Origin of the sequence: Paraburkholderia sp. MM5477-R1 (genome assembly GCF_050436385.1) — a bacterium.
Taxonomy (GTDB): Bacteria; Pseudomonadota; Gammaproteobacteria; order Burkholderiales; family Burkholderiaceae; genus Paraburkholderia; species Paraburkholderia tuberum.
Genome location: NZ_JBNDMC010000007.1, coordinates 2,711,571 through 2,737,348, shown reverse-complemented (window position 1 = coordinate 2,737,348; position 25,778 = coordinate 2,711,571). Strand labels below are relative to the sequence as shown.

Here is a 25,778-nt window from a genome sequence, read left to right as displayed (position 1 = left end):
GCGTTGGCGGCCTCGTGCGTTCGGCGCCTTGCGCGTACATGACGCACGGAAAGAAAAAGCCGGGACCGCGGCCCCGGCTTTTCGACTGACCTGAGTAGCGTTAATCGCGACTCATCAAGCCGTGGCGACCGGAATCTTGCCGATCTTGGCTTGCCATTCCTTCGGGCCGGTCTGGTGCACGGAGGTGCCGTTCGAATCGACGGCGACCGTGACCGGCATGTCCTGCACGTCGAACTCGTAGATCGCTTCCATGCCGAGGTCTTCGAACGCGAGCACCTTCGCGCTGCGGATCGCCTTCGACACGAGGTACGCCGCACCGCCGACGGCCATCAGATACGCTGCCTTGTGCTTCCTGATCGCCTCGATCGCGACCGGGCCGCGCTCGGCCTTGCCGATCATCGAAATGAGGCCCGTTTGCGCGAGCATCGTCTCGGTGAACTTGTCCATCCGCGTCGCAGTGGTCGGGCCCGCCGGGCCGACCGCTTCGTCGCGCACCGGATCGACCGGGCCGACGTAGTAGATTACGCGGTTCGTGAAATCGACCGGCAGCTTCTCGCCCTTCGCGAGCATGTCGGCGATGCGCTTGTGCGCGGCGTCGCGGCCCGTCAACATCTTGCCCGACAGCAGCAGCGTCTGGCCCGGCTTCCAGCCCGCCACTTCTTCCGGCGTCAGCGTGTTGAGGTCGACGCGCTTGCTGGTTTCCGTGTTCGGTTCCCAGTGCACCTTCGGCCATGCGTCGAGCGACGGCGCTTCGAGCTTGGCGACGCCCGAACCGTCGAGCGTGAAGTGCGCGTGGCGGGTCGCCGCGCAGTTCGGGATGATCGCGATCGGCTTGGATGCGGCGTGCGTCGGCGCGGCCATGATCTTCACGTCGAGAACAGTGGACAGACCGCCGAGGCCCTGCGCGCCGATACCGAGTGCGTTGACCTTCTCGTGCAGCTCGACGCGCAGCTCTTCGATCCAGTCCTTCGGGCCGCGCGCGATCACGTCCTGAATGTCGATCGGGTCCATCAGCGATTCCTTCGCCATCACCATCGCTTTCTCAGCGGTGCCGCCGATGCCGATGCCGAGCATGCCCGGCGGGCACCAGCCCGCGCCCATCGTCGGCACGGTCTTCAGGATCCAGTCGACGATCGAATCCGACGGGTTCAGCATCGCGAACTTCGACTTGTTCTCCGAGCCGCCACCCTTGGCCGCGACCTGCACGTCGACGGTGTTACCCGGCACGATCTCGTAGTGGATCACGGCCGGCGTGTTGTCCTTGGTGTTCTTGCGCGCGCCTTCGGGGGGGCTCACGATCGATGCGCGCAGCACGTTGTCCGGATTCAGATAACCGCGGCGCACGCCTTCGTTGATCATGTCGGTGACGCTCATCGTCGCGCCGTCCCAACGCACGTCCATACCGACCTTCACGAACACCGTGACGATGCCGGTGTCCTGGCAGATCGGGCGCTTGCCTTCGGCGCACATGCGGCTGTTGGTCAGGATCTGCGCGATCGCGTCCTTCGCTGCGGGGCTCTGTTCGAGCTCGTACGCGCGGCCGAGCGCTTCGATGTAGTCGAGCGGATGGTAGTAGCTGATGTACTGCAGCGAATCAGCGATGCTCTGAATCAGGTCTTCCTGTTTGATGACGGTCATGGCTAGCTCAGTGGGGAGTGGCGCTTGTTGTCGGATCGCAGCACGGTGCGGTCAGTCTTGCGCCTTCATGGGAGTGGAAATTCTGGTGCCACCCACGGCGTGCAAGGCCGCGGGTCCTTCGAAATGTTTGGGGTGCGTGTGCGTGGTGTTCTGGTCGGGGCTGATGAAGGTCTTCAGCAGATGGATCGACGAGATGCTGATCAGCGCCATCGACAGCTTCACTTTCAGCACGCCGGCGTTCACGTGATCGAGCCATTCCGGTTCGTCCGGATGACCGTCGAGGCCGAGGCGCGATACGAACGTTTCATAGCCGCCGATGATCACCATGATCAGCATCAGCCCGAGGTACAGCGGCACCTGCAGCCAGCGGCTCATGAAAACGAGGTGGGGCAGCGCGCGCATGGGGCGGCGCGGACGGGCGGAGGCGGGTCGCGAAGCGGACATAGGCAACGGTCAGATGAAGCGCAGGTGACGGAACAGGGGGCCAGGCGCCGACGGCGGTGCGGGGCGCGGCCACCGAAGGGGCGCGAGACTCGCGTCAGGCGCGCCATTGTACAGCGTCGGTCGAAGCTGCTGCTTTGCGGCGGGCAGCGCGCCCGCGACACCAGAATTACGATGCGATCGGCGGCACGCTGCGCGCCTTCAGGCTCGCGAGGCCGATACCGGCGACCACGCAGGCAAGCGCGATGCCGTGCGCGAGCGTGGGCCGCTCGCCGAGGAACTCGATGCCGTAGAGCGCCGCGGCGACCGGCAGCACCGCGCTGAACACGCCGGCAAGACTGCCTGGCACGTGACGGATGCCTTTCATCCACAGCCAGAACGAGAATATGCTGGCCGACAGCCCGTACCACAACACCAGCATCCAGACGCTCGACGGCACCGCGCGATAGTCGAAATGCGCGAGCGCGCCGGCGCCGAGCGGCAGCATCAGCAGCAGGCCGAACAGATGCGTGTACGCGCAAATATCGATCGGCGCGAGCGTCTGCGTGAGGCGGCGGGACAGAATGATGTACAGCGATTCGCAGCACACGGCACCGAGCACCATGAAGTTGCCCGCGAGCGAGCCGGTGCCGGCCGTCGCATCCGCGCCCGCCTGGAAGTGCGCGACATTGATGACGACGACGCCGACGATCGCCAGCGCGATCGACGCGAGCGCGCGGCCATCGGGCCGCTCCTTCAGGATCAGCCACGACAGCAGCGCGACGACCGCCGGAATCGTGCTCGTGATCACGCCGGCCGCGACCGCGCTGGTACGCGCGACGCCGTTGAGCATCAGCAGCGTGAAGCCGAAGGTGCCGAATAGCGCCTGCAAAAACAGGTTGATCCATTCGTCGCGTTTGACACGGCGCAGTTTGGTCGCGCGCAACAGCGGCCATAGCACGGCCATCGCGATCACGAAACGCAGCAGCGCGAACAGCGGGACGGGGACGAAGGCGACGATCGATTTACCGATTCCGACGTTGCTGCCGACCAGCAGCATCGAGGTAATGAGAAGCAGGGCGTAGCGATTCAAGCTGGAATCCGGACGGCTAGTTCAGTTAGCATTGTAAAAGGCCGTGCGAGAGAGCGTAAGGGTGCGAAAGCGGGCGCGCTGGCGGTGCGTCGAGTTCGCATCAGCGGTATGCAATGTGCTGCGAGTGAGCGTAGAAGGCTCTGTAGAACGGGCGATCTTTTTCGCGCGCATCTCGTCTGATCAACGCGTAACTGCGTCGATGGCTGGCGCGATCTAAGGGTTTTCGCTTGCAGATCAATACGATGCGCGTAAGTGGCCGGTAAGTTGCAGCGCTTATGGTTAAGCCTTGACGCGGAATAGGATCGCGCAGGGCGCCCGCATGCACGGATGTTGCGATGCCGCACGCACGCGCGTTTGACGGTATCGCGAGGTGGGAGACAGCGCCGCTCGTGGCGGCTCGCACGGGATAAGGCCCGCGCGCCCGACGCGCGCCGGTACAGGTTTTACGTTTCATCTTCACCAAGGGGTTGTCGATGTCTGCGATTGAATCGGTTCTTCAGGAACGCCGCGTTTTTCCGCCCTCCGCTGACACTGCGAAGGGTGCCACGATCTCCGGCATGGACGCGTACCGGGCGCTCGCCGCCGAAGCGGAGCGCGACTACGAAGGCTTCTGGGGGCGTCTCGCGAAGGAGACGCTGAGTTGGCACAAGCCGTTTACGAAGGTGCTCGACGAATCGAAGGCGCCGTTCTACACGTGGTTCGAAGACGGCCAGCTGAACGCGTCGTATAACAGCATCGACCGTCACGTCGAGGCCGGCAACGGCGAGCGCGTCGCGATCGTGTTCGAAGCCGACGACGGTACCGTCACCAACGTCACCTATCAGGATCTGCTGCAACGCGTATCGCGCTTCGCGAATGCGCTGAAAAAACGCGGCGTGAAGAAAGGCGACCCGGTCGTCATCTATATGCCGATGTCGATCGAGGGCATCGTCGCGATGCAGGCGTGCGCGCGGATCGGCGCGACGCACTCGGTCGTGTTCGGCGGCTTCTCGTCGAAGTCGCTCAACGAGCGGCTCGTCGACGTCGGCGCGGTCGCGCTGATCACGTCCGACGAACAGATGCGCGGCGGCAAGGCTTTGCCGCTGAAGAACATCGCCGACGAAGCGCTCGCGCTCGGCGGCTGCGAGAAGGTCAGGAGCGTGATCGTGTACCAGCGCACCGGCGGCAAGGTCGCGTGGGACGCAGGGCGCGACCTGTGGATGCACGAACTCGCACAGGCCGAGTCGGACCAGTGCGCGCCCGAATGGGTCGGCGCCGAGCATCCGCTCTTCATCCTCTATACGTCGGGCTCGACCGGCAAGCCGAAGGGCGTGCAGCACAGCACCGGCGGCTATCTGCTGTGGGCCGCGCAAACGCTGAAATGGACCTTCGACTGGCGCCCCTCCGACGTGTTCTGGTGTACCGCCGACATCGGCTGGATCACCGGCCATAGCTACATTACGTACGGGCCGCTCACGCTTGGCGGCACCCAGGTCGTATTCGAGGGCGTGCCGACCTATCCGGACGCCGGGCGCTTCTGGCAGATGATCGCGAAGCACGGGGTCACGCTGTTCTATACGGCTCCTACTGCGATCCGCTCGCTGATCAAGGCCTCCGAGGCCGACGCTAAAGTGCATCCGAAGAGCTACGACCTGTCGACGTTGCGCATCATCGGCACGGTCGGCGAACCGATCAATCCGGAGGCGTGGGTGTGGTACTACGAGAACGTCGGAGGCGGCCGCTGTCCGATCGTCGATACGTGGTGGCAGACCGAGACCGGCGGCCACATGATCGCGCCGATGCCGGGCGCGACGCCGCTCGTGCCGGGTTCGTGCACGCTGCCGCTGCCGGGCATCATGGCCGCGGTCGTCGACGAAACCGGGCAGGACGTGCCGAACGGGCAGGGCGGCATTCTGGTGATCAAGCGCCCGTGGCCGGCGATGCTGCGCAACGTGTGGGGCGATCCGGACCGCTACAAGAAGAGCTACTTCCCCGACGAGCTCGGCGGCAGGCTCTACCTCGCCGGCGACGGCGCGGTGCGCGACAAGGAGACCGGCTACTTCACGATCATGGGCCGCATCGACGACGTGCTGAACGTGTCGGGCCATCGTCTCGGCACCATGGAGATCGAGTCGGCACTGGTGGCCAATCCGCTCGTCGCGGAAGCCGCCGTGGTGGGCCGCCCCGATGCGACGACCGGCGAGGCGGTGTGCGCGTTCGTGGTGCTCAAACGTGCGCGTCCGCAAGGCGAAGAGGCCGTGAAGCTCGCGAACGACCTGCGCAACTGGGTCGGCAAGGAGATCGGTCCGATCGCGAAGCCGAAGGACATCCGCTTTGGCGAGAACCTGCCGAAGACGCGTTCGGGCAAGATCATGCGTCGTCTGTTGCGTTCGCTCGCGAAGGGCGAGGAAATCACCCAGGACGTGTCGACGCTGGAAAACCCGGCGATTCTCGATCAGCTCGGCGAGTCGATTTAAAGCGTTGTAAGCGGATCTGCGCGGACGGCGGCGGTGTCGATCGACGCGCTTGCAGGCACGCCGCGCAGACCCGTTATTCGAGCGGACGGCTTGCATCGCGGCGTTGCGCGGACAATCCCGATTGCCTCGCCGATGCCTTTTTGATACATAGGCGCATGGCCGCGCCGCACCTATCCTCCCACGCCAGGTTGAACCCCCCGCCCGAACCGCCACCGGTCTCGGCGGCGATGGCGCTCGCGCATCGCAAGTACTGGCGTTTCAACCTCGCGTTGATCGCGGTGCTGATGACGCTTGGCTTCTTCGTCTCCTTCGTCGTGCCATTGCTGGCGCCCGCGCTCGCGCAGGTGCACGCAGGCGGCTTCAGGCTGCCGTTCTACTTTGGCGCACAAGGCGCAATCCTGATCTACCTCGCGTTGATCGTCGTCTATATCGTGCTGATGCAGCGCGCCGATCGTCAGTTGCAGCACGCGTTCGAAGCGGATTCGCAGCGCGATGCGGCAAGCTGTCCCGCCGCGGATTCCACCACCGGCGCGAACGATGACGTCGCGATCGGCAAGGCCGCGCCGGCCGCGCGCGGGCGCTGAGCCGATGAAGCTCACGCATCGGCTGATCCGCTCGTACGCGCTCTATACGCTCGGCTTTCTGCTGTTCGTCTACGTGATGTGGCGCATCGAGCGCAGCACCGGTCCCGGGATGTGGATCGGCTATGTGTTCCTGTTCGTGCCGATCGCGGTGTATGCGGTGATCGGCGTGCTGTCGCGCACGTCCGACCTGGTCGAATACTACGTAGCGGGGCGGCGCGTGCCGTCGGCGTTCAACGGCATGGCGACCGCGGCCGACTGGTTGTCGGCCGCGTCGTTCATCGGTCTGGCCGGCTCGATCTACGCGACCGGCTACGACGGCCTCGCATACATGATGGGCTGGACCGGCGGCTATTGCCTCGTCGCGTTCCTGCTTGCGCCGTATGTGCGCAAGCTCGCGCGCTACACGATTCCCGATTTTCTCGGCACGCGCTATTCGAGCAACGCGGTGCGCGGCCTCGCGGCGCTCGCCGCGATCCTGTGCTCGTTCGTTTATCTGGTCGCGCAGATCCAGGGCGTCGGGCTGATCGCGACGCGCTTTATCGGCGTCGATTTCGCGGTCGGCATTTTCTGCGGGCTCGCGGGCATTCTGGTGTGCTCGTTTCTGGGCGGCATGCGTGCCGTCACGTGGACCCAGGTCGCGCAGTACATCATCCTGATCCTCGCGATGCTGATACCGGTATCGATGATCGCGCACAAGGACGGCCTCGGCTGGGTGCCGCAATTCAGCTATGGGCGCCTGATGGAGCGCATGGAAGGGCTCGAGAAGCAGGTGCGCGACGCGCCGCTCGAGGAGCGCGTGCGCGACGACTATCGACGCCGCGCCGCGTTGATGCAACTGCGGCTCGATACGCTGCCGCAATCGTTCATCGACGAAAAGCAGCGGCTCACGCAGGAGGTCGGCGATCTGCGCCGCCATAACGGTCCATTGCGCGAGATCAAGGAGCGCGAGCGTGCGCTCGAACGGTTTCCGCGCGATGCCGCCGCCGCGCAGATCGTCTGGAGTCAGAAGCGCGACGACATGCTGATGCGGGCGAGCGCGCCGGTGCCGATGCAGGAACCGTTTCCTGCTGTCGGTGAGGAAGACCGGAGCACGCACGCGCGTAACTTTCTATCGCTGCTGCTGTGTCTGTCGCTTGGCACGGCGAGCCTGCCGCATATCCTGACGCGCTATAACACGACGACTTCGGTGGCGTCGGCGCGGCGCTCGGTCGGCTGGACGCTCTTTTTCGTCGCGCTGTTCTATCTGACCGTGCCGGTGCTGGCGGTGCTGATCAAGTACGAGATCCTGTCGAATCTGGTCGGCCATCATTTCGCCGATCTGCCGCAGTGGCTGATGCAATGGCGCAAGGTCGAACCGAGCCTGATCAGCCTTGCCGATACGAACGGCGACGGTATCGTGCGCTGGAGCGAGATCCAGATGCAGCCCGATATGGTCGTGCTCGCGGCGCCCGAGATCGCGGGGCTGCCGTATGTGATGTCGGGCTTGATCGCGGCGGGGGCGCTCGCGGCGGCGCTATCGACCGCGGATGGTCTGCTGCTGACGATCGCGAACGCGCTATCGCACGACGTGTACTACCACATGGTCGATCCGAACGCGTCGAGCCAGCGGCGCGTGACGATCTCGAAGATTCTGCTGCTGGGTGTCGCATTGTTCGCGTCGTACGTGGCGTCGCTGAATACGGGGAATATTCTGTTTCTGGTCGGGGCGGCGTTTTCGCTGGCGGCGTCGAGTCTGTTTCCGGCGCTCGTGCTCGGCGTGTTCTGGAAACGCACGACGCGGCTCGGCGCGGTGGCGGGGATGGTCGCGGGGCTCGTCGTGTGCATCTACTACATCGTGTCGACCTATCCGTTCTTCACGCAGATGACGGGATTCACAGGTGCGCGCTGGTTTGGCATCGAGCCGATCAGTTCGGGCGTGTTCGGTGTGCCGGCGGGTTTTCTCGTGGCGATCGGGGTGAGTTTGCTCGATCGAAAGGCGGACGCTTATACGATCGCGCTGGTCGACTATATCCGGCATCCATAGGCGGTTTGCGCGGGGCTTTGGCCAGGGTGTGGCGCAGGGCGCGAAGTTTGCTATAATTCGGCTCCCCGCCGGAGAGATGGATGAGCGGTTTAAGTCGCACGCCTGGAAAGCGTGTATAGGTTAATAGCCTATCGGGGGTTCGAATCCCCCTCTCTCCGCCAGAATCTCCTTCAAATCCTTGCTGGGCTTGGGTTCTTTAAAAAGCTCCCACAAATAATCCCACAAAGATGCGCAGCGCGGCCCTCGTCCGTTTTCCTGCCGCCCAATATGCCCAAAGCAACATAGTTTAGGACGCCCGGTAATGACGATAAACATTGCCTTGGTAACGAGTGAGGCATTCGTGCTGGGGTGTGACAGCATCTCTAGCGAAACCGACTTTTTCCTGCGTCCGTTGAACTGTATCGAGACGGACGCTGAGGGTAATTTCGTTCTCGACGCAGACGGGCGGGCTACTGCACGATTCACTCTGGATCAGATCCAGCAGGTCGTTACCAATTCTTTCGGCAACGTAACCAAGATGTTTTCGATTTCGCGCGGCGGAGTCGAAGCTGCGGCCGTGACATCGGGTCTCGCATCGATCGGCGGAAAAACGATTAGCGCGCTTGCTGAGGAGTTTTTGCTGCTGCCTACTCCTGGTGAGACGCTAGCGCAGGTGGCTGCCGCATTTTTGGCTTTCGTCCGGGAGCAATACCTGCTTGCTTTTGGTGCAGCGATTCCGCTCAAGTTCCAGCCAGCGCTTGAGTTCCTGATCGGCGGGTTTGAGTCAGCCTCCCGGTTTCCGGCGGCATATCGAGTAAGGGTTAAAGAAAACACTTGCGTTGCCGTTTACGAGGGTGGAAGCACCGGGTTGACGTGGGCTGCCCAGTCAGATGGCGTCGAGCGATTGATTTTTGGAATCGATAGCCAGTTGAAGTCCCAAATCACGTTTGAACTTAACAAGGCGCTTGACGATTTTTACGAAGCCTCCAAGTTGAATGCGATGCGGATGCTCGAAGAACTGATGACGGCGGCGGGGCTTGATGAGCTTCCGGCCGGCGTGAACACGGAATTTGTGGGAAAACCGGCCGTCGAGTTGCCGTTTAAGAATTGTCAGCTTGACATTGATTTTGCAAATTTGCCGTTGCAAGATGCCGTTGACTTTGTCTCCTACTTGGTTAACCTACAGTCAGGTAGGGCAAAATTCGCTCGTGGCGTTGCAACGGTGGGCGGCCGTACGCACATCGGCGTTATAACCCGCAACAATAAGCTGCGGATGTTGAACGAGCCTGAACTGGTTCACCGTAACCCTGGATATAGTCATGATCAATAATTCGGTTCGTAGCGGTAGTTCGGCCACGCCCCGTCCAGGCGAGGTTCGAATCGGCATAGGTGCGCCACGATCGGGCGCAACTTCCCCCGCGCCCACGAAGGACACGCGTCCTGTGGTGACTGTTGCGGCTGTCCATGAACGCATTGCAATGGTTAATGGCAAGCTAACAGTTGTCACCATCCGCAAGTGATTGACAGCTTGTCTAACAAAAGGCCGCACTAAGCGGCCTTTTTAATTGAGCGCGCCCAGCACCCACGCGATCAAGTGTGTGCCGCCATGCTCCCAGCACCCCCGATGTGCAGCGGCCCATCAAGGGCCGTTTCTGCTGGGCGCTACCTTTACCTGACCCTTACGCCGCGACGCCGCGGATCTCGTCTAGCAACCTCGCGCGTTCCGAGATGTCTTTCGTCTTACTCCAATGGAAGTGGACTGTATGGCGCACCAAATAGGCATCCGGTTTTGTGACTTTGATCTCCGCTGCGGCCTCTCGGCACTGCTCTTCGGCGGCAAACTTTCCCGACAGCGGAACGCCGCTCACTCTGCGACCATCTTCGATTCGGTCCTCCGCTACTTGCCAAAAGGAAACGTCGAGGTCCTGCGCTGAGTCATACATGAGGGCTGCAATACGATGTTCCGCGGCACGCCAGGCTGCGAGATCAACCGGGCACAGATAGCCATCCGCTGCGGCCGATGGCAACGCCTCTGACAGCCGTTGATAGCCTGACTGCGGGTCGATACGTTCCGCCACAGCGAGCGCCTGCTCGAGCGATACGAATTGCTGCCGGCCTGAGCTGTCCCTCAAGCCAACGGTCACGTGATCCTCTCCCCCGCCAAGGCCGATATTGTCGCCAGCCCAGATGATGTCACGCATGGCGCCCCTCGCATCGCCAATACGATAAGTAGTGCTTACAAGATTGTTCATGGCTCGGTCCTTATTTGGTTTTTGTTCCGCCGACCAAGGGAATGGTGGGCGGGCACTGGACAGGGTTGGCGAACCGGTGACATAGGAAACCGGCAGACCCGAAGGTCTCCCCGCCCAGGCCCACCCGCAAAGAGGATGCGCAGAGGCGTGCGGACGTAAAAAAACCGCGCTGCGGCGGTTGTCCGCCTATGTCTACTCAGGTCGCCAAACCCGGTCACGTTTGTTTGCGTGACGGACGGAAGCATAGAACTGTTCGCTACCGCACACAAGCACTTTTTGCGAAGTTGCTTGGTCGACAATAACGGACGCATTCCCCGCGGCCACACTCGAGCCGCGGGGCGCGTTCTCTCCTTGCCACCCCGATCACGTTTGGTCTTTCGTGACGGCGAAATGATATGCCTTGCGGTCTCCCGTCGATGCCGAGAAAAGATGCGTTGCTTGTGCACTATTCGTGGCTTTAACGTCGACGCTCTGGGACTCAACGCGTTTTCGCGACGCGATTCAGGTAACGGCTAAACGCTGCGTCGTCCTCGCCAATGGACTGGACGACGCTCTGATCTGCCCACCAGATCAGTCGCTCGAGCACGGCCCGTTTCGACAGGTCGTGATGTGCCGCCAGCCGCTCGAGTGAAAAGAACTCGCGGCCGTTCATCGCCGTCACCAGCCGCTTGTCATCTGATTCGGCTTCGTCCGCTGGAAGCGCCCGGGCCAGCACCGTCGATGCAGCCGGCGCGCCCTCGCTCGGCATACGGCGCGGCTTAGCGACCGCTCGACGTGCCTGCGTCAATTCTTTGCGCAGCCGCTCACATTCGAGCACGAGCTCGTCATGCACCTTTTTCGTTACCGTAACGGGTTTCTCGTCCGCTTTGTGCCTCGCACGAAAGGCCGCCTGGCGCTGAGCGTTCGTCATGGCGTCAGGCTTCCGCGGGCGTCCCCTTCCACGTTTTTCAGTTATGGGTAACGAAATATTGTTAGCGCGTGCCATGCTTGCCCCCTGTCCGTTCCGAGCTTTAATTTTGCGTTACTTATAACGGTAAATCAAGACGGCCTGCCCGATAACGTTCGATTCCGTGCATCCATTGTCGAGACTGCACGAAAGTAATGGTTGACATGTTCCGTGCACTATCTATAATTCGTGCATCACTTTCGTACAGGGGAACGAAATGTCACGAACCTTCATCTACGCCCGCGTCTCGACGGCAGACCAGACGACCGAAAACCAACTTCGTGAGATTGAGGCGGCAGGCTTCGCTATCGATCACGACAAGCGCAAGCAACGCATCGTTGAAGAAATCATTTCAGGAAGCGTCGCGGCGAGCGAGCGCCCGGGCTTTTCCAAGCTGCTCGATCGGCTCGAGTCGGGCGACGTTCTCATCGTGACGAAACTTGACCGGCTGGGACGCAACGCCATGGACGTGCGGGCCACGGTCGAACGCCTGGCGGCAGACGGCGTGCGCGTGCATTGCCTGGCTCTTGGTGGCGTCGACCTGACGAGCGCGGCTGGCAAGATGACCATGGGGGTCCTGGGCGCCGTCGCGGAGTTTGAACGGGATCTGTTGATCGAGCGGACGCAGGCCGGCATTGCTCGAGCGCGCGACGAGGGGAAGGTATTCGGGCGCCCCTCTGCCCTGAGCGCGGCCGAGCAGGCCGAAGCCCTTCAGAAGCTCGCCGCGGGCGCGAGCGTTAGCCAGTTGGCCCGTGACTACAAAACAAGCCGTACAACCATCATGAGACTTCGTGAAAAGAGTTCGGGCGGACGGCTCGCGGAGGTAAACCAATGAGCGATACCGGAGCCATGATCGAGGCGGCATTCCGCAAGCTCAACATTGAACAAGACGCGGAGCAGCGGCTACGGCAGATTGTCCATACCCTGTCTCTCATTCCGAAGAACCAGGACGGTACGCCACCACCTGAATTTCGATTGAAGGGGCGCAAGGCGTGCAGGGATGAGCTGGACAAGGTCGCCGAGCTCGCGGGCAAGCTTGCCGCAGTGATTGACGGTCTAGGCGAACCATCTATCGGGGCGCTTGCCGATAGTGGTCTGATGCAGATCGTTCATCACAATCATCTGTCGGCGACGCTCAAACGCGTGGCGGCGATAGCGCATCAAGCCGATGTATCTAACGTCCCGGAAAATCAGGGGCGCGGCCGACTACCAAACAATCTGGCAAGGGGGGTTGTGGCCATTCTTGCGCATGACTACGCCACGCTGACGGGGCGCCGGCCGACTGTGGGCACGCGGGACGATGGCCACCAGGCGAAGCCGTACGGGCCGTTCTACGACTTGGTGACGGACATCTTCCAAGCCTTGGAAATCGACGCCAGCGCCGAGTCTTCCGCGCGAGCCGCCGCGCTGGCGTTTAAGGAGGAAAAGAGCCAATAACCAGCTATTAAACTCCTTTATCGAAAAGAAAGTGTAATAGCCACAATTGAGCCATACAAGACGAGATAGGAGAGCAGTGCTTGTCTTGGGTCCTGAATGGAGCCCTGTATGGTTCAGCAGTCAGTGGTAACGATGGTGAAGATTGGCGATGTCGTGAAGCGATGCGCTCGCGGTCAATCGACCATCTATGCGGACATTTCCCGCGGTCTTTTCCCAAAGCCTGTAAAGGTCGGCGTTAAATCAAGCGCTTGGCCAGAATCTGACGTCGACGCCATTAACCGCGCTCGCATCGCCGGCAAGTCCGCCGACGAGATCCGCGCCCTTGTCGCCAAGCTCGAAGCCAATCGGGTGAAGGGCTGAGGGGCGAGCATGGCCAAAAAAGAAAACGCCCGCCAACCGAAGTCGACGAGCGCCAAGACCAAGCAGAAGTTTACAGATAACTCCGCAGAAGGACAACGCGCCCGGCTGCTCGAAGCCCTCAAGCGACGCGCCCTTACCACCATCGAGATTCGACACGATCTCGACATCATGATGCCCGCCGCGCGGATTTTCGAACTACGACACGGCGGCGGTCACAACATCGACAAAGTCTGGGTGAGCCGCCCAACGGCCGCCGGCAACTTTCACAGAGTTGCGCTGTATCTGTACAAGCCGCAAACCCTCGTCATGCGAGCCAGGACGCTGGATCTCTTTCCGGAACTGGGCGCCGCGATTGCCATTTAGGAAGGAGAACGAAATGTCTATGGAATGCCTGCTACTTGCAACGGTAGTTCGCGAGGCTTGGAATGCGCCGGCTGGTCGGCGCGCAGTGTCGGTGCGCTTCACCGATTGTCTCGGCAATTTCGCCTATGCCGAGTGCAGCAGCACCTATCCGGCGACTGTGGAACGGCTCAACGGCTTGCGCATGGGCGATCCCATCGCGGTTCGCGGTCATGTTGCTGTCGTGCCTAGCAAAAAACACGACGCCAGCAACCTGAAGGTGTCCATCACTGGACTATTGATCAATGGAGAAACAAATGAATAAAAGCTATTGGCAGATCCGCGACGCGGAAGGCCGCATTCTCGCCGACCACCTCTCGTGGCCGATCGTCACTGACGTGCTGGCGACGCTCCAGCATCACAACATCAAAGTGACGCTGCATCAGATGCAGGCGGAGGGCTAACGATGGGCGACTCGCAAATCTCAGCTCTCATGTCGCCGGCAGTATGGCGGATCGTTGATGCGGCCGGGACCGTGCATCACTCCCACTTGACCGCGGCTCAGGCAGACGCCTTCCTGCCGCTGATGCTGGCCGCAGGGCACTTTGCCGGCATCCGCAGCGAGCGAATGGATGCGCCCGCCATCGCCGAGAACACGGCAACGCCCCCGATCGCCGCCGCCATGATGGCTGAGGCAGCTATCTCGAAAGCCATGATGGACATCGAGCCCGGCGCCGAGCGTTCAGCCCTGATTGATGCCCTTGCCGCCCATAAGAGAGCTTCGGAGTGTGTCGACCGTGCGGCGGATGTCGTTCGACGGGCAAAAGAGATGCATGAAGCGCGTCAGCATGAGGTCGATGTGCTGACCGCGGCGCGCGAAAACGACATCCGGGCCGGCGCCGCCAATCTGGTCGACGCCCTGAAATCCGGCACCGCAGTATTCAGATCAGACCGCCCGATAGATAGCCGCGCGCTGCTCGATGCCGAGACGCGCCGCGATGCGGCTCGCGAGGCCGTCGACATGCTGGACGCCGAACACCAAGCCGCAGACGTCGCCCACAAGAAAGCAGAGAGCGCTGTGCGGCTCGCAATCATGGCCGTGAAGCGTTACGCCGTGCGAGGCATGGTTGAGCGTCTGAAAGATATTAAACGCGAGTACAGCGCGCTCGCCGCAACTGTCGAAGCCGCCAAATATTCTGACGTGCCGGCGACACCCGAAGCGAGCGCGGCGCTGCAATCCCCGGCGTATTCGGGCGAAGCAACGACCAGCGCGGCCGGTCGTTGGCGCCGATACACAGAACTGCTGCGCGACAACCCGGCGCTCGAGCTGGAGGACGTGGAATGACATTCACGACCGATCGCAAGCAGTGCGGCTGCACTCGTCAGACTGGCGCGCCGAAGTGCGCCGAGTGTTCGCCGCGTCGTCGCCGCACCGCTGACGGCAAGCCGACAAAGCATGTGCACCTGCACGTAGGCGAGATCCTTCGCGAGGTCCGCGAACGGCTCGCCAAGGGTTAGAGACATGTCCAGGCGGATTAGTCGGTGAGTGCCGCCTCCAGAGAAAACCCCGACAGCCGGCGGGCGGATGGAAACGCCGCGGCCGGCACCAATTTGACTATCGAATTTTTTGGAGCGATATGAACGCACAAACTGAAATGCCGGCCGAGCCGGTGCCGTTCGCCATGGATGTCCCCGGAGCTGGGATGGATGAGGGCGTGATCACCCCGCAAGTGGAGGGCGAGAATGTCGACGGAAAATGACTTCCTGCCTTTTGCGGCCGGCTCGGGCGCGAACGTACTGTCGCAATCCGCCTACGCCGCGCTCGGGGCGCTCCCTACTGGCTTCGAGTCTGGTGTCGCAAACTCGGCGCAAGTGAACAAGGTCTGGCGTCAGTCGAGCATCATCTCGGCCGTGCTCGCGCAGTTCATCTGCGATCGCACCGGACAGCCGGCGATCGATGACGGCACTACGGCGACGCTGCTTGCGAATCTGAAGCTTGCCGCGGCCGCGCTCAACGGTGACGTCACGCAAGCTTTCAGCGTCCTGGCGGCGACGGCAAGCGGCCAGGCGATCAATCTTGGGCAGTTCCCCGCGACGCTTTCGGCAAATGGCTGCGTCACGATTCCGGTGATCGTTGCTGGTGTCAAAACGAACCTCCTTCTCCAGTGGCTCAATGGCGTCAGTGCCTCGAGCGGGATCGTGACGCAGGCGTGGCCCATCACGTTCCCGAACACGGTTCTTTCCGCAAATTCCACCTACGTCTCGAGCGGTACGGCGCTTTCAGCGATCTCGGCCACCATGTCGACCAACACAACTAACTCCACGTGCGTCGTCAACGTGGCAAACAGTTCCAGCGTGGCGGTTGTTTCCGCCAACGTTAAAGTCATCGCAGTGGGGTATTAATCATGGGTCAAAAATTCGCCGCACTCGACGCGAAAACCGGCATCGTCGTGTTTTACGACTCGGTTGTTAGTCCGCCACCCGCCGACGTCAGTGCAATCGAAATCACTGACGAGCAATATCAGGCGGCAAGTTCAACTCCTGGCTACACCATCAGCAGCGGCGCGCTCGAGGCGCCCACCGCTGCGCAGCTCGCAGCTCAGCAAGCCGCGGCAGCGTGGTCGACCTATCAGGCGGCCGCACAAGCGGCGCTCGACAAGTCGGACTTAACAATCGTGCGATGCACTGAAAACGCCGTGACGGTCCCGGCCGCCTGGGCGACGTACCGCAAGGCGCTGCGCGCGATTGTTGGCGCCGCGTCAGGTGATCCGACTCAGGCTCTGCCGACGAAGCCCGCATATCCGAGCGGGACTTGACAAAACCTGACACGCAGAGAGCCGCCGCTGGGCGGCTTTCTTTTAGGAGATTTGCCTTATGGCGAATAACACTCAGTTTGGCCGGAAAGCGAGCCTGATCGTTAGCGATGGCACGACCGGACTCGATCTGTCCGAGCTGCGCTTTAAGTTCGAGACGACCAACTCAGACTCGGAAACGCCCAACACGCTGTACGCGCGCGTCTATAACTTGGCGCCGCAAACCATCGCGAAGATCGGCACAGAGTTCAAGTCCATCACGCTGCAGGCCGGCTATGAAAACGGCAACTATGGTGTGGTCTTTAGTGGCGCGATCAAGCAAACCGAGGTTGGCCGCGAACGCGACGTCGACAACTTTATCGACATCTGGGCCGCAGACGGCGATGAGTTTTACAGCTTCGCGATCGTGAATATGGCGGTGGCGGCCGGCCAGACTCCCGAGCAGGTCATTCAGTCGATCCTCAGCACCTCGAGCGTGCCGATCAAGTTCGCGCAAGATGCAACGGGATTGATCGTCGGCGCCGCCGCAGGCGTGAAGAACGCGTTGTCCCGCGGCAAGTCGTCAATGGGGATGGCCCGCAGCTATTTGCGCGACTGGGCAGCCAAGTACGGCTATCGCTGGTCGATCCAGAATGGCGAGGTCGTGGTTGTCCCAATCACCGGCTATCGCCCGGGCGAGGCTGTCGTCCTGTCGTCCTCGACGGGCTTGGTTGGCGTGCCGGTCGCAACGCAGGGAGGCGTGCGCGTGCGGGCCCTTCTGAACCCCCTGATCCGCATCGGCTGCCTCGTGCAGATCGCACAGTCGGACATTAACCACATCACCACGCAGCAATTCGGCCTGAGCTACAGCCAGAACAATCAGCCTTCCGCAGTCATCGCGACGACGCAGGGCCACTATCGGGTCATGGAGGCGTGCTTTATGGGCGACACCAGAGGTAATGAGTGGTACGTGGATCTCGTCTGCCTGGCCGTCGATGTCTCGGCGCCCGATCAATCCCAATCGGTCAGTGCCGCGGCATGACGTCCCGCCGAAAGTTGCAGTTGCAGTTGCAGGCTGCAACCTAAAAAGGGGTTTTCCGAGTCCATAAAAAAGGCGCTGTGCGCGGATAAGTTCGAATATTTCCGCGCAGTTTCCGAACGGTCAGCCCGGCCAGAAGCCTTGCGCCACAATGGGTAAGGGCTCGACGGCCCTTCCATTTCTAAACGATTTCCCCGCGGATAGATCCGAACGCGCGAGAACGCCAACAGCGGATTGTTGCAAATCTAGCAACATCGAAAAGAGCGGTAGCCACTCGGGTAGCCACGGAAAACGCCGGTTAGTTTCCACGATGGTTTCCACGGTTTCGATGGGTTTGGAAACCATTGGTACGCACGCCGGTACGCACGGCTCGACCTGCCAAAACCTGACATCGGGCGAAGTAACGGCGTGCAGGTTCGCAGTGAGGTTCGCACGGAAAGCGCCCGTTTGCGTTGATCCAGCGTTGATGGAATCGGATCTGCCATCAAAGCATAAATAGCCCGCAAACCCTTGTCAGGCGGCATCCCTAGTTGGATGGTGCTTTGATGGATTTCGAGCTTGCGTCAACGCAAGCGGTTCGCGGGGGATCTAACTCTCGCCCAATGGCTTGCCGTACTTCTCGAGCAGGTCCCTGACGATCTTTTCCATCTCGTCCGGTTCGTCGAGGCCAGATCGAACGCAATGTCGCATCATCACCCCGCCGATCGCACACAGCGTATTGAAGTCTTCAGTGCCCAACTTCAGGCGGTCGCGCGCCTCAGAGAGCCAGATGCAAAAGCCCTCTAGCATGTCGTCCATTGACATCTCGATCCGGAAGTCCATGGCAACACTGGAGAACATTGCGTGCACTTGCTCTGGGGACATGGCGCCTCCAAGACGGTTGACGGGTCGCCGTCGATTATCAGTGGCTTGGTGACGCGGGAATAGCGAAATTGCGCTTCAAGTATCTACCGCCGCACATATGCGCGCCTGCACGAGGTGCACGAAATGGCCGCACGATAGAAGATGATTGCACGGAACTGCTTTCGCCTAGTTCCGTGCGCACCGTATGTAGTTGAACGGAACCGGTCGATTCCGTACACCAGGTGAACAACACAAACCGCTCACAAAACACACACCCCTAAAGGGTGTTGTGTGTGTTGTGCGCACAAACCGCACAGATTGCGTAGTTGTGCGGTTTGTGCGGACGTCAGTTAGCCCAAATCCAACCCTCTTTCGTTTGGTAGATCTCTCTGTCGCCAGTCATCGCGGCGAGCGCCCGGCGTACCTGGTACTGACGTTGATCCGGACGGCACACCAGGCGGTCGGCGATCAAAGGGACGACGGTCTCCACTTCCACGCACGGTCGGCCGAGCGGCGCGCCTCCTTTCGCGAAATCCTTTGACTCGCGCAAGAGCGCTTTCATAACCGCATAGACGACGCCTTGCGTCTTCCCGCGCGGCTGCGGTCGGGCACTCTTGGGCTCGCTTTCGTCCGGTGCCACCACGCATGACGTCACGAGCTCGCCATGGTCGTCTTCGCCCAATTCGACTACGTTAAGTGCGAATGCAGTCCGCTCGCCGTCAACGTCGTCCTTGGACTTCGAAACGGACCACTCGCGGCGATCATCGATTCGTGAGACCTCGATCGCTGCATCAAGGGCGGCATACAAGCTGCTGTGGCCGCGCAATCCCTTCGTGCCGTCCTTGCCCGTGTGATGCACCAGAAGCACGACGCCGCCGGTACGGCGCTGCAACTCCTTGGACGCTTCGATGATCTCGCCCATGTCGGTACTGGCGTTTTCGTCGGCCCCAGGGGCGGCGCGGTTCAGCGTGTCGACAACCAGCAGGCCGCCACGCCCTCCGGCAGCTAGGACGGCTGCGGAGAGGTCGTCAATGTCGTTGGCCTGGCGCAGATCCAGCGGTTGCGTGATGAAGCGCAGGCGGGCAGGCAGTCCGCGCCGGTTGCGTACGCTCCACGCCTTAGCGCGCTTGCTCAGTCCGGCTTCACCTTCCAAGCAGACATACGCCACAGGCGCGGAAGTTACCCGGCGCCCGAACCACTCGGAACCCTCAGCAATCGAGGCGCACAAATCGAGCGCAAGGAACGATTTCCCGGAACCGGATGGCCCATAGACGGCGGCAAAGCCGCTCGCGGGCAGCACGCCACGCACTAGCCAGCGTAGCGACGGGGCGTTCAGCAGATCATCAGCCGATTGCAGCCGATAGCGCATGGGCGGCATTTTGGCGGCGCGCAGCAGGTCCGCCAGTGCCTCGCTGTCGTGATCGCGCTCGTAGTCATTGGCGTCATAGTTCGCCGGTTTGTCGACCGGCAGTTCCACCCATGCGCCACCGACCTCGCGGGCGATAGCTTCGGCGTCCGGTTCCTTGCCCTTGTCGGGGACGATCACGACGCGCGCGGCGGGGTAGCGCTCGCGGAGCGCTTTTGCCACCGTGCGGACGCGGCCCGACCCGAATGTCACAACGGCGGCGGCGTGGTAGTCGGCCTTCGCGCACGCCCATGCTTGCCCGATCCCCTCGCAAACGTACACGGTGCCATCGCTGCCGATGTCGCCGACGACATGCAGCCCATTTCCGAACGACGCACCCGGCGCGTTGAGCTTTTTGCCGACGCCCGGTGCTGGGACGTATTGAATGGTCTGCAAGGCGCCGTCGAGCGAGCGGGCGGGAACGGCCAGCCAGTTCGCCACCGACTTTCCCTGAATCATCAGAGGGTCGTCGACCGGGACGACACGCAAGCCGTCGGGGTTGCCGCGCTTCGCCGCGATATAAGGATGGTCCGCACTGGCGAGCGGATAACCTTCGAATGTCGCTGCAAGGTCGCGGGCGGGCTGCTGTGCGGCTTGCGGCTTCGTCTGCAGTGGACGCGAGGCACGCGATGCCTGTGCGCCGCTATGGCGAGGCTGCGCGCCGGTCCAGCCAGCATCAAGAGCCATCCGAAAAAGGGTGCCGGCGCTGATGCCTCCACCGTTCTTGAAGCTGCGCCACCTCGAGCGCACATCCTGCTCACTCTTGAAGTTCGGGGCAGGCCTAGACCACTCAATGAACTCATCTTCGGTCAGACCTGCTTCTTTCGCTGCCATGCCGATTCTCACCCAGTTGTCACCGGAACAACCCGGATCAAGCGAGCGAAGTGCGGCGAGCGACCTCACCGGATCATTATCAGTAGTGCTAAGATAACGTGAGGTCTTGGATTGTTTTGGGTCGCCCGCTGTGGCGGCCATTTTTTTTGTCATGACCAACCCCTTATGCGAGCTTGTGGGCGTTGGCATGGTCGACGATCCATTGGGTGACGTCGCTTTCGAGCCAGGCAACGGCGCGCGCACCAATGGGGAAGTTCCGCGGGAACCTGCCGTCGGCAATAAATCTATAGATTGTGGTTCGAGAGAGGCCGGTTCTAGCCTTTACATCGGCCAGCCGGAGAAGCTGAGGTGCGCGGGAGCGCGAAGCGGAGGGAAAGGAAGAGTTTCGCCGGTCAGAGTCGGGGTCGCCGTCGCCATCGCCGTCATCGTCGCTGCTTGCTGCAACCGGCGCGCCTTCAGAGCAAATGGCAACGTCAGAGCCGCCGATGTCGGTCGGCAGATCCTTGCTGATGGTGCAGTGGGAGGCTTTGGCGTTGTCGCCATGATAAGTGTGGCGCGGGTCCCTGCCCGTAATGACGGCGAGCGCGTAATCGAGATACTGCCGACGCATGGTTTGCTCAAGCATGGTTTGCTTTTCCATTGTTTAGGTGGTGCGCCCGCTTCCACGGGCGCGTATGGGATTGTAAAGGAAAATTTCCGTCCATTTTCAGGCGGCCTGGCGGTGCGCGTGATTTGCCCAGTCCTGCATCAATGCGCGTCGCCGGTCCAGAGCGTCCCCTCGACGGTAGGCGGCTTCTGTGGCATCGGCCACAACGTGTGCCAAGGCATGTTCAGCGAGTTCACGGGGATGGTCGGTGGCTTCGCCGGCCCAGTCGCGGAACGTCGATCTGAAGCCGTGAACCGTCAGCCCTGGGCGCATCCCGCGCAGCAGCTCCAGCATCGCCATGGAGGACAGGGAGCGCTCCGGCTTTGCGCCAGGGAAAACCAGTTTGTCATCGGCGCCGGGATGAAGCGACTTAAGTAGCGCGACCGCCTGCGTCGAAAGCGCAACACGGTGCGGACGCTTCGCTTTCATGCGAGCGCCGGGGACGGTCCAAACGCCAGCATGGAAATCAAACTCACCCCATCGCGCGCCGAGTACTTCTCCGGTGCGGCACGCCGTCAGTATGGTGAACTCCAGGGCTCGAGCGCTGATGTGATCACGCTGGCGCAGTTCCGTCGCGAAAGACGGCAAATCCTTCCAAGGCAGGGCAGGGTGATGTCGGACGCGCTGTTTCTTGGGAATGGCGGGAAGCAGCGCTTGCAGATGGCCGCGCCATGTCGCGGGGTTTTCGCCAGTCCGCAGCCCGCGGACCTTTGCAGCCGTCAGCACGGCTTCCAGGCGTTGGCGGACGCGTGTCGCAGTCTCGTGTTTGGTGCTCCAGAGTTCGCGCAGCACGTCCAGAACGTCCTCAGTCGTGATGCTCGCCACGTCTTTATCGCCAATTTTCGGATAGACGTAGGTTTCCAGGGTTGCTGTCCACTGGGCCGCGTGCTTAGCGTTTTTCCACGCCACTTTTTTAGATTCGATTAGATCGGCAGCAACGCTCTTAAAGGCGGTCCCGCGCCCGCGCTCGTTGGTCTTGCGCTTCTCTGCTAACGGGTCGGTCTTGTCGCGCTTGAGGCCGAGTCTGGCATTGGAGGCCGCATTTACAGCTTCGGCCAACTTCAGGTCGTCATATCGACCAAGGCTCATTTCTCTCGCCTTGCCGGCCGTTGAATATCGAAGCATCCAGAAGGCGGCGCCCGTATCAATGACGCGCAGGTAAAGGCCTGGGGCCACGCGATGCATGCCGGTCTCTTTCTTGATGGATCTGACTTCCCGTTCGGTCAAGTTCTTAAGTGCCAATCGACGCTCCCACAATTTATCCCACAATTTTGCACGGGATTTTGTGGGAGGGCAAGTAACTTCTTGGGACGATTGGAGTTCGATGAAATCGACGGAATGTCCATGAATAGAGGCATTTGCAGCGTCCCATATCATCCCGTAGCATCCCAACGTCAAAGCGACTTGGCGGACCCTCTCTCCGCCAGGACATCCAATGAATACGGGCCTTTCGGCCCGTGTTTCGTTTCTACCCGCACCAATACCCACACGCGTGCACGCGGTGCAATTTCCCACCCGCCGGCGGCCATTTCGATGCGTCGTCTACGAACAACACAGGTCGGGGTTTTCGGGGGCTCGGCTCGACAAAGAGACTTACCGGGGAACAAATGAAAAGCCCCGCTCGGGGCGGGGCTCATTCAGGCCTAGGCCTAAGGCTTTCTGGCAGTTCGATCGGCATGGCAAGAGAAGAAAATACCCGACAAGCTCTGTGGCATGCGTCGCCCCCGCCATAGCTGCGCCATCTCCGTCGCGCGAGAGAATCCATATTGGGTCGTCTGCTCCAACGTCGGTCAACTCAACAATGTTGCGGGAATTGGGGCTCATATATCTAATCGCTGCCTCGGGGATACTCGACGATAAATGAGACAGGGTGTCGGTACTTCGAGGCGAACACCTCGGGGTGAAATGCAAACATTGTCGAGTGGATGCCCCGGGTGATATCGAACCAACCTCGCGCGGCGACGAGTGGATTAATCGCTCAGAAGACGCTTCAATTCGTCGAGAAACGAAGCGGTCGTATAGCCCCACAACTCCGGGTCGAAATCTTGCCCGTAATCCGTTTCAAACGCCGAATCCAGATCATCCGGGTGCTCGCTTATGAACGAATCTATTTCGTGGATCATTTCGAGATGGCTTTCCCGTGGGCAGTCCCTCCTGTAGCACGAAACAATTTCCGGAATCGTTTCTCCCCATAAATCAGAATCCTGATTAAGGTATGCGCCAAACAACTGATAAAGTTTCGGGTAACGCTCTGACAGCATAATTTTCGCCTTCATCCAACATATGCGGTAAAAATGTAGTACGGCATTCCATTGTAGGTTTGATATTTCAGTACAACGACAACCTCATTCATCCGCGTCATTTTTCCTGTCTGTCGTGCAATTCCATAGCCGACATCACTCGCCACACGCTGCGTCAGTGTAAGGGGGCCGCCACTACCTGAGCACTCCGCCCATTTCCTGATTTGTGTCGTATGGGCGCGCATTACTTCTGATATTGCCCATTCCGCCCGCTCCAGGTTCGTGAATGACGACACTCTTTTTCGATGCGGTTCAAGTCTCAGTCTTTCGCGCAATTGCGCTTCGGTCCGCCCCACGTGCTTTTCGAGTGTGTGCCCTCCCAGCCTCGGATTGAGCGCTTTTGCTTCATGCATTTGCAGATCGATCCGGCCCATCGTAACGCTGGCCACGCGTGCAGCCTTGATCGAGCCAGCGAACCCGAACGGCACGATCATATCGACTGACAGGCCGATGTTGTTCGCCATGTCAGGACCGGCGTTCATCGCCTCGGCCAGCTTCGCCGTACCTTGCTGGGTCAGCGTGACCGTATCCCGGCCCGTCCAGATTTGACGCAAACCTGCCGACGCCGTATCTGAGCCATGTACGCCGAACACAACACATCCGGCCTTGCTCGCCATCGTCGGTTCCGGCAGCACACATAGCGCTGCCGCCCCGACCATTTCCAGCACCCCGCCGACAACCTGCAAGCCGCCCCATAGCCGGTTGGAACGCATCTCGGTAGGGCTGATCGACTGACGGGAGAGCACTGCCGCTAGTTGCGGCGCACTGAGCACCACGCGCACGCCGTCCGAATTCTGTTGATACGACATTCCGGTGTCCTCTGTAGCTGTTGGGGCTGCTACGCTAGCAGGCGTCCACAGGAGTATGGAATGGGCGATGGATGATTTTAGGCTTTCGCTTCGATCAACGAAATGTCAACATTTGTGCGCGCCGGAATGCGCGCCGTAGCGCGTATGGACAGTCTGGACAAGAACGGTTCCGTTCAGCAAGGCAGCGCTCGTATAGCGCAGCGTGGACATAGGGTTTGGCCATGCCCCCGTCGTCGCGCGTCGTTGTTCCAGCAGGTCCGTTCGGTGAGTGGCCGTCTCAACGTTGTTTGCCGCGGAATGCGCGAGCGCGCGCTGCGAGGTCTCGCGCATAGATCCGCCGGGACAGAACACAAAGTCCGGTCAACGAGAATTTTGTGCACGCGGGATCGTCCCGAGAGGCGCGAAGCTTCGACAAGCCTCACCCCTCATCCCCCTCCCGCAACTCCCCCGTATTCCCCCGTTCCGCGCAAGCGCCCGTAACAGGCGGCCGCCCCCGCGTCGCCTCCGACAGCGTCACTCCCTGCTGAATCCCAGCCTTCGCCAGCATATGTGCGCTAATCGGCGCGGTGAGAAACAGAAACGCCGGAATCAGCAACTCATGCAGGCTCGCGAAGTTGTTATGCGCGCTGAAATACACCACCGACGCGAGCACGATGCCGCCCACACCGAGCGTGGTCGACTTGGTCGGACCGTGCAGCCGCATGAAGAAGTCGGGCAGCCGGGCGAGCCCGACCGCCCCGACCAGCGTGAACAGGCTGCCGGCCAGCAGCAGCAAACAAACGATCGCTTCGACAAAAGTTTCCATCGGCATACCTCACGCTAGTTGAGTTCGATGATGTCGCCGCGCTGCAGGTACTTGGTGAGCGCGACGGTACCCACGAAACCCATCACGGCAATCAGAAGCGCAACCTCGAAGAGCACCGTCGAGCGTAAGCTGATGCCGTACACGACGATCAACGCGATCGCATTGATGTTGAGCGTGTCGAGCGCGACGATGCGATCGGGCAGCGACGGCCCGCGCACGAGGCGCCACAGCGCGAGCAGGAACGCGATGCCGAGGATCGCGAGCGAGATCGGAATCACGATGGCTAGCATGCGAAGATCTCCATCAATGGGGCTTCATAACGGGACTTGATGAGCGCGATGAGTGCCGCTTCGTCGCCGAGATCGAGCACGTGCACGGAGAGGCGCGTGCGGTCGTCGCTGAGTTCGGCGCACAGCGTGCCAGGGCTCAGCGAGACCACGCTGATGAGCACCGTGAGCGCGATCTCGTGGGTGCTGTCGAGCGGCACTTCGATGAATGCCGGGCGCATCCGCTGCGTCGGGCCGAGCACGAGCAGCGCGACCTCGACGTTGGCCACGATGATATCGACCAACACATGCCAGGCGAGGAGCACGAGCAGCCACGGTCGGCCGAAGCGCACCGGTCGCAGCCACAAGCCTTCGGCGACGCGAAAAGAGATCACGTAGCCGAGCACGGCGCCGAGCAGCAGATTGCCCGGCGAGACGTCGTTCATCAGCAGAACCCAGCAGATGATCAGCAAGACCGCGAGCCACGGGTGGGGGAAGAGCCTTTTCAACAT

The 25,778-nt window shown here is 61.3% G+C and carries 29 protein-coding genes and 1 tRNA gene; 16 read left to right on the top strand and 14 right to left on the bottom strand.

Features of this window, described 5'->3' with window-relative positions:
• Positions 1–114: 114 nt before the first annotated feature.
• The 3 genes from OKW35_RS41615 to OKW35_RS41605 form a co-directional block, all read right to left on the bottom strand.
• Positions 115–1,638 carry a fumarate hydratase gene (locus OKW35_RS41615; protein WP_429555088.1) on the bottom strand — a complete coding sequence of 508 codons (1,524 nt, stop codon included), beginning with the start codon at positions 1,636–1,638 and terminating at the stop codon, positions 115–117.
• Between the two features lie 51 nt (positions 1,639–1,689).
• Positions 1,690–2,040, bottom strand: a complete 351-nt coding sequence (locus OKW35_RS41610) for a YqhA family protein (RefSeq protein ID WP_184062143.1) — start codon at positions 2,038–2,040, stop codon at positions 1,690–1,692.
• A gap of 208 nt (positions 2,041–2,248) precedes the next feature.
• On the bottom strand, positions 2,249–3,151 hold the full coding sequence (locus OKW35_RS41605; protein ID WP_429356910.1) for a DMT family transporter: 903 nt from the start codon (positions 3,149–3,151) through the stop codon (positions 2,249–2,251).
• Positions 3,152–3,624: 473 nt separating this feature from the next.
• Here OKW35_RS41605 and acs point away from each other — a divergent pair, with 473 nt between their 5' ends.
• The 5 genes from acs (at position 3,625) to OKW35_RS41580 (ending at position 9,523) form a co-directional block, all read left to right on the top strand.
• A complete protein-coding gene (gene acs / locus OKW35_RS41600) occupies positions 3,625–5,607 on the top strand; it encodes an acetate--CoA ligase (protein ID WP_429491526.1) in 1,983 nt (660 codons plus the stop codon).
• Between the two features lie 155 nt (positions 5,608–5,762).
• On the top strand, positions 5,763–6,191 hold the full coding sequence (locus OKW35_RS41595) for a DUF4212 domain-containing protein (RefSeq protein ID WP_429555087.1): 429 nt from the start codon (positions 5,763–5,765) through the stop codon (positions 6,189–6,191).
• Positions 6,192–6,195: 4 nt separating this feature from the next.
• Complete coding sequence (locus OKW35_RS41590; RefSeq protein ID WP_429555086.1) at positions 6,196–8,214, top strand: sodium:solute symporter family protein; 2,019 nt, start codon at positions 6,196–6,198, stop codon at positions 8,212–8,214.
• 70 nt (positions 8,215–8,284) lie between these two features.
• A tRNA-Ser gene (locus tag OKW35_RS41585) sits at positions 8,285–8,375 on the top strand.
• 140 nt (positions 8,376–8,515) lie between these two features.
• Positions 8,516–9,523: a hypothetical protein gene (locus tag OKW35_RS41580; protein WP_429555085.1), complete on the top strand. Its 1,008-nt coding sequence runs from the start codon at positions 8,516–8,518 to the stop codon at positions 9,521–9,523.
• A 349-nt stretch (positions 9,524–9,872) separates the two neighbouring features.
• Here OKW35_RS41580 and OKW35_RS41575 read toward each other — a convergent pair whose 3' ends face one another.
• Together OKW35_RS41575 and OKW35_RS41570 are read right to left on the bottom strand one after the other, a co-directional pair.
• Positions 9,873–10,445, bottom strand: a complete 573-nt coding sequence (locus OKW35_RS41575) for a hypothetical protein (protein ID WP_429555084.1) — start codon at positions 10,443–10,445, stop codon at positions 9,873–9,875.
• A 478-nt stretch (positions 10,446–10,923) separates the two neighbouring features.
• Positions 10,924–11,430, bottom strand: a complete 507-nt coding sequence (locus OKW35_RS41570) for a hypothetical protein (protein ID WP_429555083.1) — start codon at positions 11,428–11,430, stop codon at positions 10,924–10,926.
• Positions 11,431–11,608: 178 nt separating this feature from the next.
• Here OKW35_RS41570 and OKW35_RS41565 point away from each other — a divergent pair, with 178 nt between their 5' ends.
• From OKW35_RS41565 to OKW35_RS41515, 11 genes are all read left to right on the top strand, one after another.
• Entirely contained in the window at positions 11,609–12,226 is a 618-nt protein-coding gene (locus OKW35_RS41565) for a recombinase family protein (protein ID WP_429555082.1), read from the top strand.
• Positions 12,223–12,828 carry a hypothetical protein gene (locus OKW35_RS41560; protein ID WP_429555081.1) on the top strand — a complete coding sequence of 202 codons (606 nt, stop codon included), beginning with the start codon at positions 12,223–12,225 and terminating at the stop codon, positions 12,826–12,828. The genes OKW35_RS41565 and OKW35_RS41560 overlap by 4 nt, the downstream gene beginning before the upstream one ends.
• A gap of 108 nt (positions 12,829–12,936) precedes the next feature.
• Complete coding sequence (locus tag OKW35_RS41555) at positions 12,937–13,188, top strand: helix-turn-helix transcriptional regulator (protein WP_429555080.1); 252 nt, start codon at positions 12,937–12,939, stop codon at positions 13,186–13,188.
• 9 nt (positions 13,189–13,197) lie between these two features.
• Positions 13,198–13,551 (top strand): helix-turn-helix domain-containing protein, encoded by a 354-nt coding sequence (locus OKW35_RS41550; protein WP_429555079.1) that lies wholly within the window; start codon positions 13,198–13,200, stop codon positions 13,549–13,551.
• A 13-nt stretch (positions 13,552–13,564) separates the two neighbouring features.
• Positions 13,565–13,852 (top strand): hypothetical protein, encoded by a 288-nt coding sequence (locus tag OKW35_RS41545; RefSeq protein WP_429555078.1) that lies wholly within the window; start codon positions 13,565–13,567, stop codon positions 13,850–13,852.
• Positions 13,845–13,991, top strand: a complete 147-nt coding sequence (locus tag OKW35_RS41540; protein WP_429555077.1) for a hypothetical protein — start codon at positions 13,845–13,847, stop codon at positions 13,989–13,991. Before OKW35_RS41545 ends, OKW35_RS41540 begins: the two co-directional genes overlap by 8 nt.
• A 2-nt stretch (positions 13,992–13,993) precedes the next feature.
• Positions 13,994–14,872: a hypothetical protein gene (locus OKW35_RS41535; RefSeq protein ID WP_429555076.1), complete on the top strand. Its 879-nt coding sequence runs from the start codon at positions 13,994–13,996 to the stop codon at positions 14,870–14,872.
• A 292-nt stretch (positions 14,873–15,164) separates the two neighbouring features.
• On the top strand, positions 15,165–15,287 hold the full coding sequence (locus OKW35_RS41530; protein WP_429555075.1) for a hypothetical protein: 123 nt from the start codon (positions 15,165–15,167) through the stop codon (positions 15,285–15,287).
• A gap of 112 nt (positions 15,288–15,399) precedes the next feature.
• Positions 15,400–15,930 carry a gp53-like domain-containing protein gene (locus OKW35_RS41525; RefSeq protein ID WP_429555074.1) on the top strand — a complete coding sequence of 177 codons (531 nt, stop codon included), beginning with the start codon at positions 15,400–15,402 and terminating at the stop codon, positions 15,928–15,930.
• 2 nt (positions 15,931–15,932) lie between these two features.
• Positions 15,933–16,343: a hypothetical protein gene (locus OKW35_RS41520; protein ID WP_429555073.1), complete on the top strand. Its 411-nt coding sequence runs from the start codon at positions 15,933–15,935 to the stop codon at positions 16,341–16,343.
• Between the two features lie 58 nt (positions 16,344–16,401).
• Complete coding sequence (locus OKW35_RS41515) at positions 16,402–17,361, top strand: phage protein (RefSeq protein WP_429555072.1); 960 nt, start codon at positions 16,402–16,404, stop codon at positions 17,359–17,361.
• 585 nt (positions 17,362–17,946) lie between these two features.
• Here OKW35_RS41515 and OKW35_RS41510 read toward each other — a convergent pair.
• The 9 genes from OKW35_RS41510 to OKW35_RS41470 form a co-directional block, all read right to left on the bottom strand.
• On the bottom strand, positions 17,947–18,222 hold the full coding sequence (locus tag OKW35_RS41510; protein ID WP_429555071.1) for a hypothetical protein: 276 nt from the start codon (positions 18,220–18,222) through the stop codon (positions 17,947–17,949).
• Positions 18,223–18,547: 325 nt separating this feature from the next.
• Positions 18,548–20,593, bottom strand: coding sequence for an AAA family ATPase (locus tag OKW35_RS41505; RefSeq protein WP_429555070.1), 2,046 nt, complete (start codon positions 20,591–20,593; stop codon positions 18,548–18,550).
• A gap of 10 nt (positions 20,594–20,603) precedes the next feature.
• Positions 20,604–21,080 (bottom strand): AlpA family phage regulatory protein, encoded by a 477-nt coding sequence (locus OKW35_RS41500; RefSeq protein WP_429555069.1) that lies wholly within the window; start codon positions 21,078–21,080, stop codon positions 20,604–20,606.
• A gap of 66 nt (positions 21,081–21,146) precedes the next feature.
• On the bottom strand, positions 21,147–22,328 hold the full coding sequence (locus OKW35_RS41495; protein ID WP_429555068.1) for a tyrosine-type recombinase/integrase: 1,182 nt from the start codon (positions 22,326–22,328) through the stop codon (positions 21,147–21,149).
• 728 nt (positions 22,329–23,056) lie between these two features.
• Entirely contained in the window at positions 23,057–23,362 is a 306-nt protein-coding gene (locus tag OKW35_RS41490) for a contact-dependent growth inhibition system immunity protein (protein WP_429406756.1), read from the bottom strand.
• On the bottom strand, positions 23,359–24,195 hold the full coding sequence (locus OKW35_RS41485; protein ID WP_184070164.1) for an RNase A-like domain-containing protein: 837 nt from the start codon (positions 24,193–24,195) through the stop codon (positions 23,359–23,361). The genes OKW35_RS41490 and OKW35_RS41485 overlap by 4 nt, the downstream gene beginning before the upstream one ends.
• 418 nt (positions 24,196–24,613) lie before the next feature.
• Positions 24,614–25,006 carry a Na+/H+ antiporter subunit G gene (locus OKW35_RS41480; RefSeq protein ID WP_090803870.1) on the bottom strand — a complete coding sequence of 131 codons (393 nt, stop codon included), beginning with the start codon at positions 25,004–25,006 and terminating at the stop codon, positions 24,614–24,616.
• Between the two features lie 8 nt (positions 25,007–25,014).
• A complete protein-coding gene (locus tag OKW35_RS41475; protein WP_018418609.1) occupies positions 25,015–25,290 on the bottom strand; it encodes a K+/H+ antiporter subunit F in 276 nt (91 codons plus the stop codon).
• Positions 25,284–25,778 (bottom strand): Na+/H+ antiporter subunit E, encoded by a 495-nt coding sequence (locus OKW35_RS41470; RefSeq protein WP_429555067.1) that lies wholly within the window; start codon positions 25,776–25,778, stop codon positions 25,284–25,286. The genes OKW35_RS41475 and OKW35_RS41470 overlap by 7 nt, the downstream gene beginning before the upstream one ends.

What these genes read in the sequence shown, in the direction of transcription:
- OKW35_RS41615 (WP_429555088.1), bottom strand. Translation starts at nt 1,638, where the DNA reads ATGACCGTCATCAAACAGGAAGACCTGATTCAGAGCATCGCTGATTCG.
- OKW35_RS41610 (WP_184062143.1), bottom strand. Translation starts at nt 2,040, where the DNA reads ATGCGCGCGCTGCCCCACCTCGTTTTCATGAGCCGCTGGCTGCAGGTG.
- acs (WP_429491526.1), top strand. Translation starts at nt 3,625, where the DNA reads ATGTCTGCGATTGAATCGGTTCTTCAGGAACGCCGCGTTTTTCCGCCC.
- OKW35_RS41595 (WP_429555087.1), top strand. Translation starts at nt 5,763, where the DNA reads ATGGCCGCGCCGCACCTATCCTCCCACGCCAGGTTGAACCCCCCGCCC.
- OKW35_RS41590 (WP_429555086.1), top strand. Translation starts at nt 6,196, where the DNA reads ATGAAGCTCACGCATCGGCTGATCCGCTCGTACGCGCTCTATACGCTC.
- OKW35_RS41580 (WP_429555085.1), top strand. Translation starts at nt 8,516, where the DNA reads ATGACGATAAACATTGCCTTGGTAACGAGTGAGGCATTCGTGCTGGGG.
- OKW35_RS41575 (WP_429555084.1), bottom strand. Translation starts at nt 10,445, where the DNA reads ATGAACAATCTTGTAAGCACTACTTATCGTATTGGCGATGCGAGGGGC.
- OKW35_RS41570 (WP_429555083.1), bottom strand. Translation starts at nt 11,430, where the DNA reads ATGGCACGCGCTAACAATATTTCGTTACCCATAACTGAAAAACGTGGA.
- OKW35_RS41565 (WP_429555082.1), top strand. Translation starts at nt 11,609, where the DNA reads ATGTCACGAACCTTCATCTACGCCCGCGTCTCGACGGCAGACCAGACG.
- OKW35_RS41560 (WP_429555081.1), top strand. Translation starts at nt 12,223, where the DNA reads ATGAGCGATACCGGAGCCATGATCGAGGCGGCATTCCGCAAGCTCAAC.
- OKW35_RS41555 (WP_429555080.1), top strand. Translation starts at nt 12,937, where the DNA reads ATGGTTCAGCAGTCAGTGGTAACGATGGTGAAGATTGGCGATGTCGTG.
- OKW35_RS41550 (WP_429555079.1), top strand. Translation starts at nt 13,198, where the DNA reads ATGGCCAAAAAAGAAAACGCCCGCCAACCGAAGTCGACGAGCGCCAAG.
- OKW35_RS41545 (WP_429555078.1), top strand. Translation starts at nt 13,565, where the DNA reads ATGTCTATGGAATGCCTGCTACTTGCAACGGTAGTTCGCGAGGCTTGG.
- OKW35_RS41540 (WP_429555077.1), top strand. Translation starts at nt 13,845, where the DNA reads ATGAATAAAAGCTATTGGCAGATCCGCGACGCGGAAGGCCGCATTCTC.
- OKW35_RS41535 (WP_429555076.1), top strand. Translation starts at nt 13,994, where the DNA reads ATGGGCGACTCGCAAATCTCAGCTCTCATGTCGCCGGCAGTATGGCGG.
- OKW35_RS41530 (WP_429555075.1), top strand. Translation starts at nt 15,165, where the DNA reads ATGAACGCACAAACTGAAATGCCGGCCGAGCCGGTGCCGTTCGCCATG.
- OKW35_RS41520 (WP_429555073.1), top strand. Translation starts at nt 15,933, where the DNA reads ATGGGTCAAAAATTCGCCGCACTCGACGCGAAAACCGGCATCGTCGTG.
- OKW35_RS41515 (WP_429555072.1), top strand. Translation starts at nt 16,402, where the DNA reads ATGGCGAATAACACTCAGTTTGGCCGGAAAGCGAGCCTGATCGTTAGC.
- OKW35_RS41510 (WP_429555071.1), bottom strand. Translation starts at nt 18,222, where the DNA reads ATGTCCCCAGAGCAAGTGCACGCAATGTTCTCCAGTGTTGCCATGGAC.
- OKW35_RS41505 (WP_429555070.1), bottom strand. Translation starts at nt 20,593, where the DNA reads ATGACAAAAAAAATGGCCGCCACAGCGGGCGACCCAAAACAATCCAAG.
- OKW35_RS41500 (WP_429555069.1), bottom strand. Translation starts at nt 21,080, where the DNA reads ATGGAAAAGCAAACCATGCTTGAGCAAACCATGCGTCGGCAGTATCTC.
- OKW35_RS41490 (WP_429406756.1), bottom strand. Translation starts at nt 23,362, where the DNA reads ATGAAGGCGAAAATTATGCTGTCAGAGCGTTACCCGAAACTTTATCAG.
- OKW35_RS41485 (WP_184070164.1), bottom strand. Translation starts at nt 24,195, where the DNA reads ATGTCGTATCAACAGAATTCGGACGGCGTGCGCGTGGTGCTCAGTGCG.
- OKW35_RS41480 (WP_090803870.1), bottom strand. Translation starts at nt 25,006, where the DNA reads ATGCCGATGGAAACTTTTGTCGAAGCGATCGTTTGTTTGCTGCTGCTG.
- OKW35_RS41475 (WP_018418609.1), bottom strand. Translation starts at nt 25,290, where the DNA reads ATGCTAGCCATCGTGATTCCGATCTCGCTCGCGATCCTCGGCATCGCG.
- OKW35_RS41470 (WP_429555067.1), bottom strand. Translation starts at nt 25,778, where the DNA reads ATGTTGAAAAGGCTCTTCCCCCACCCGTGGCTCGCGGTCTTGCTGATC.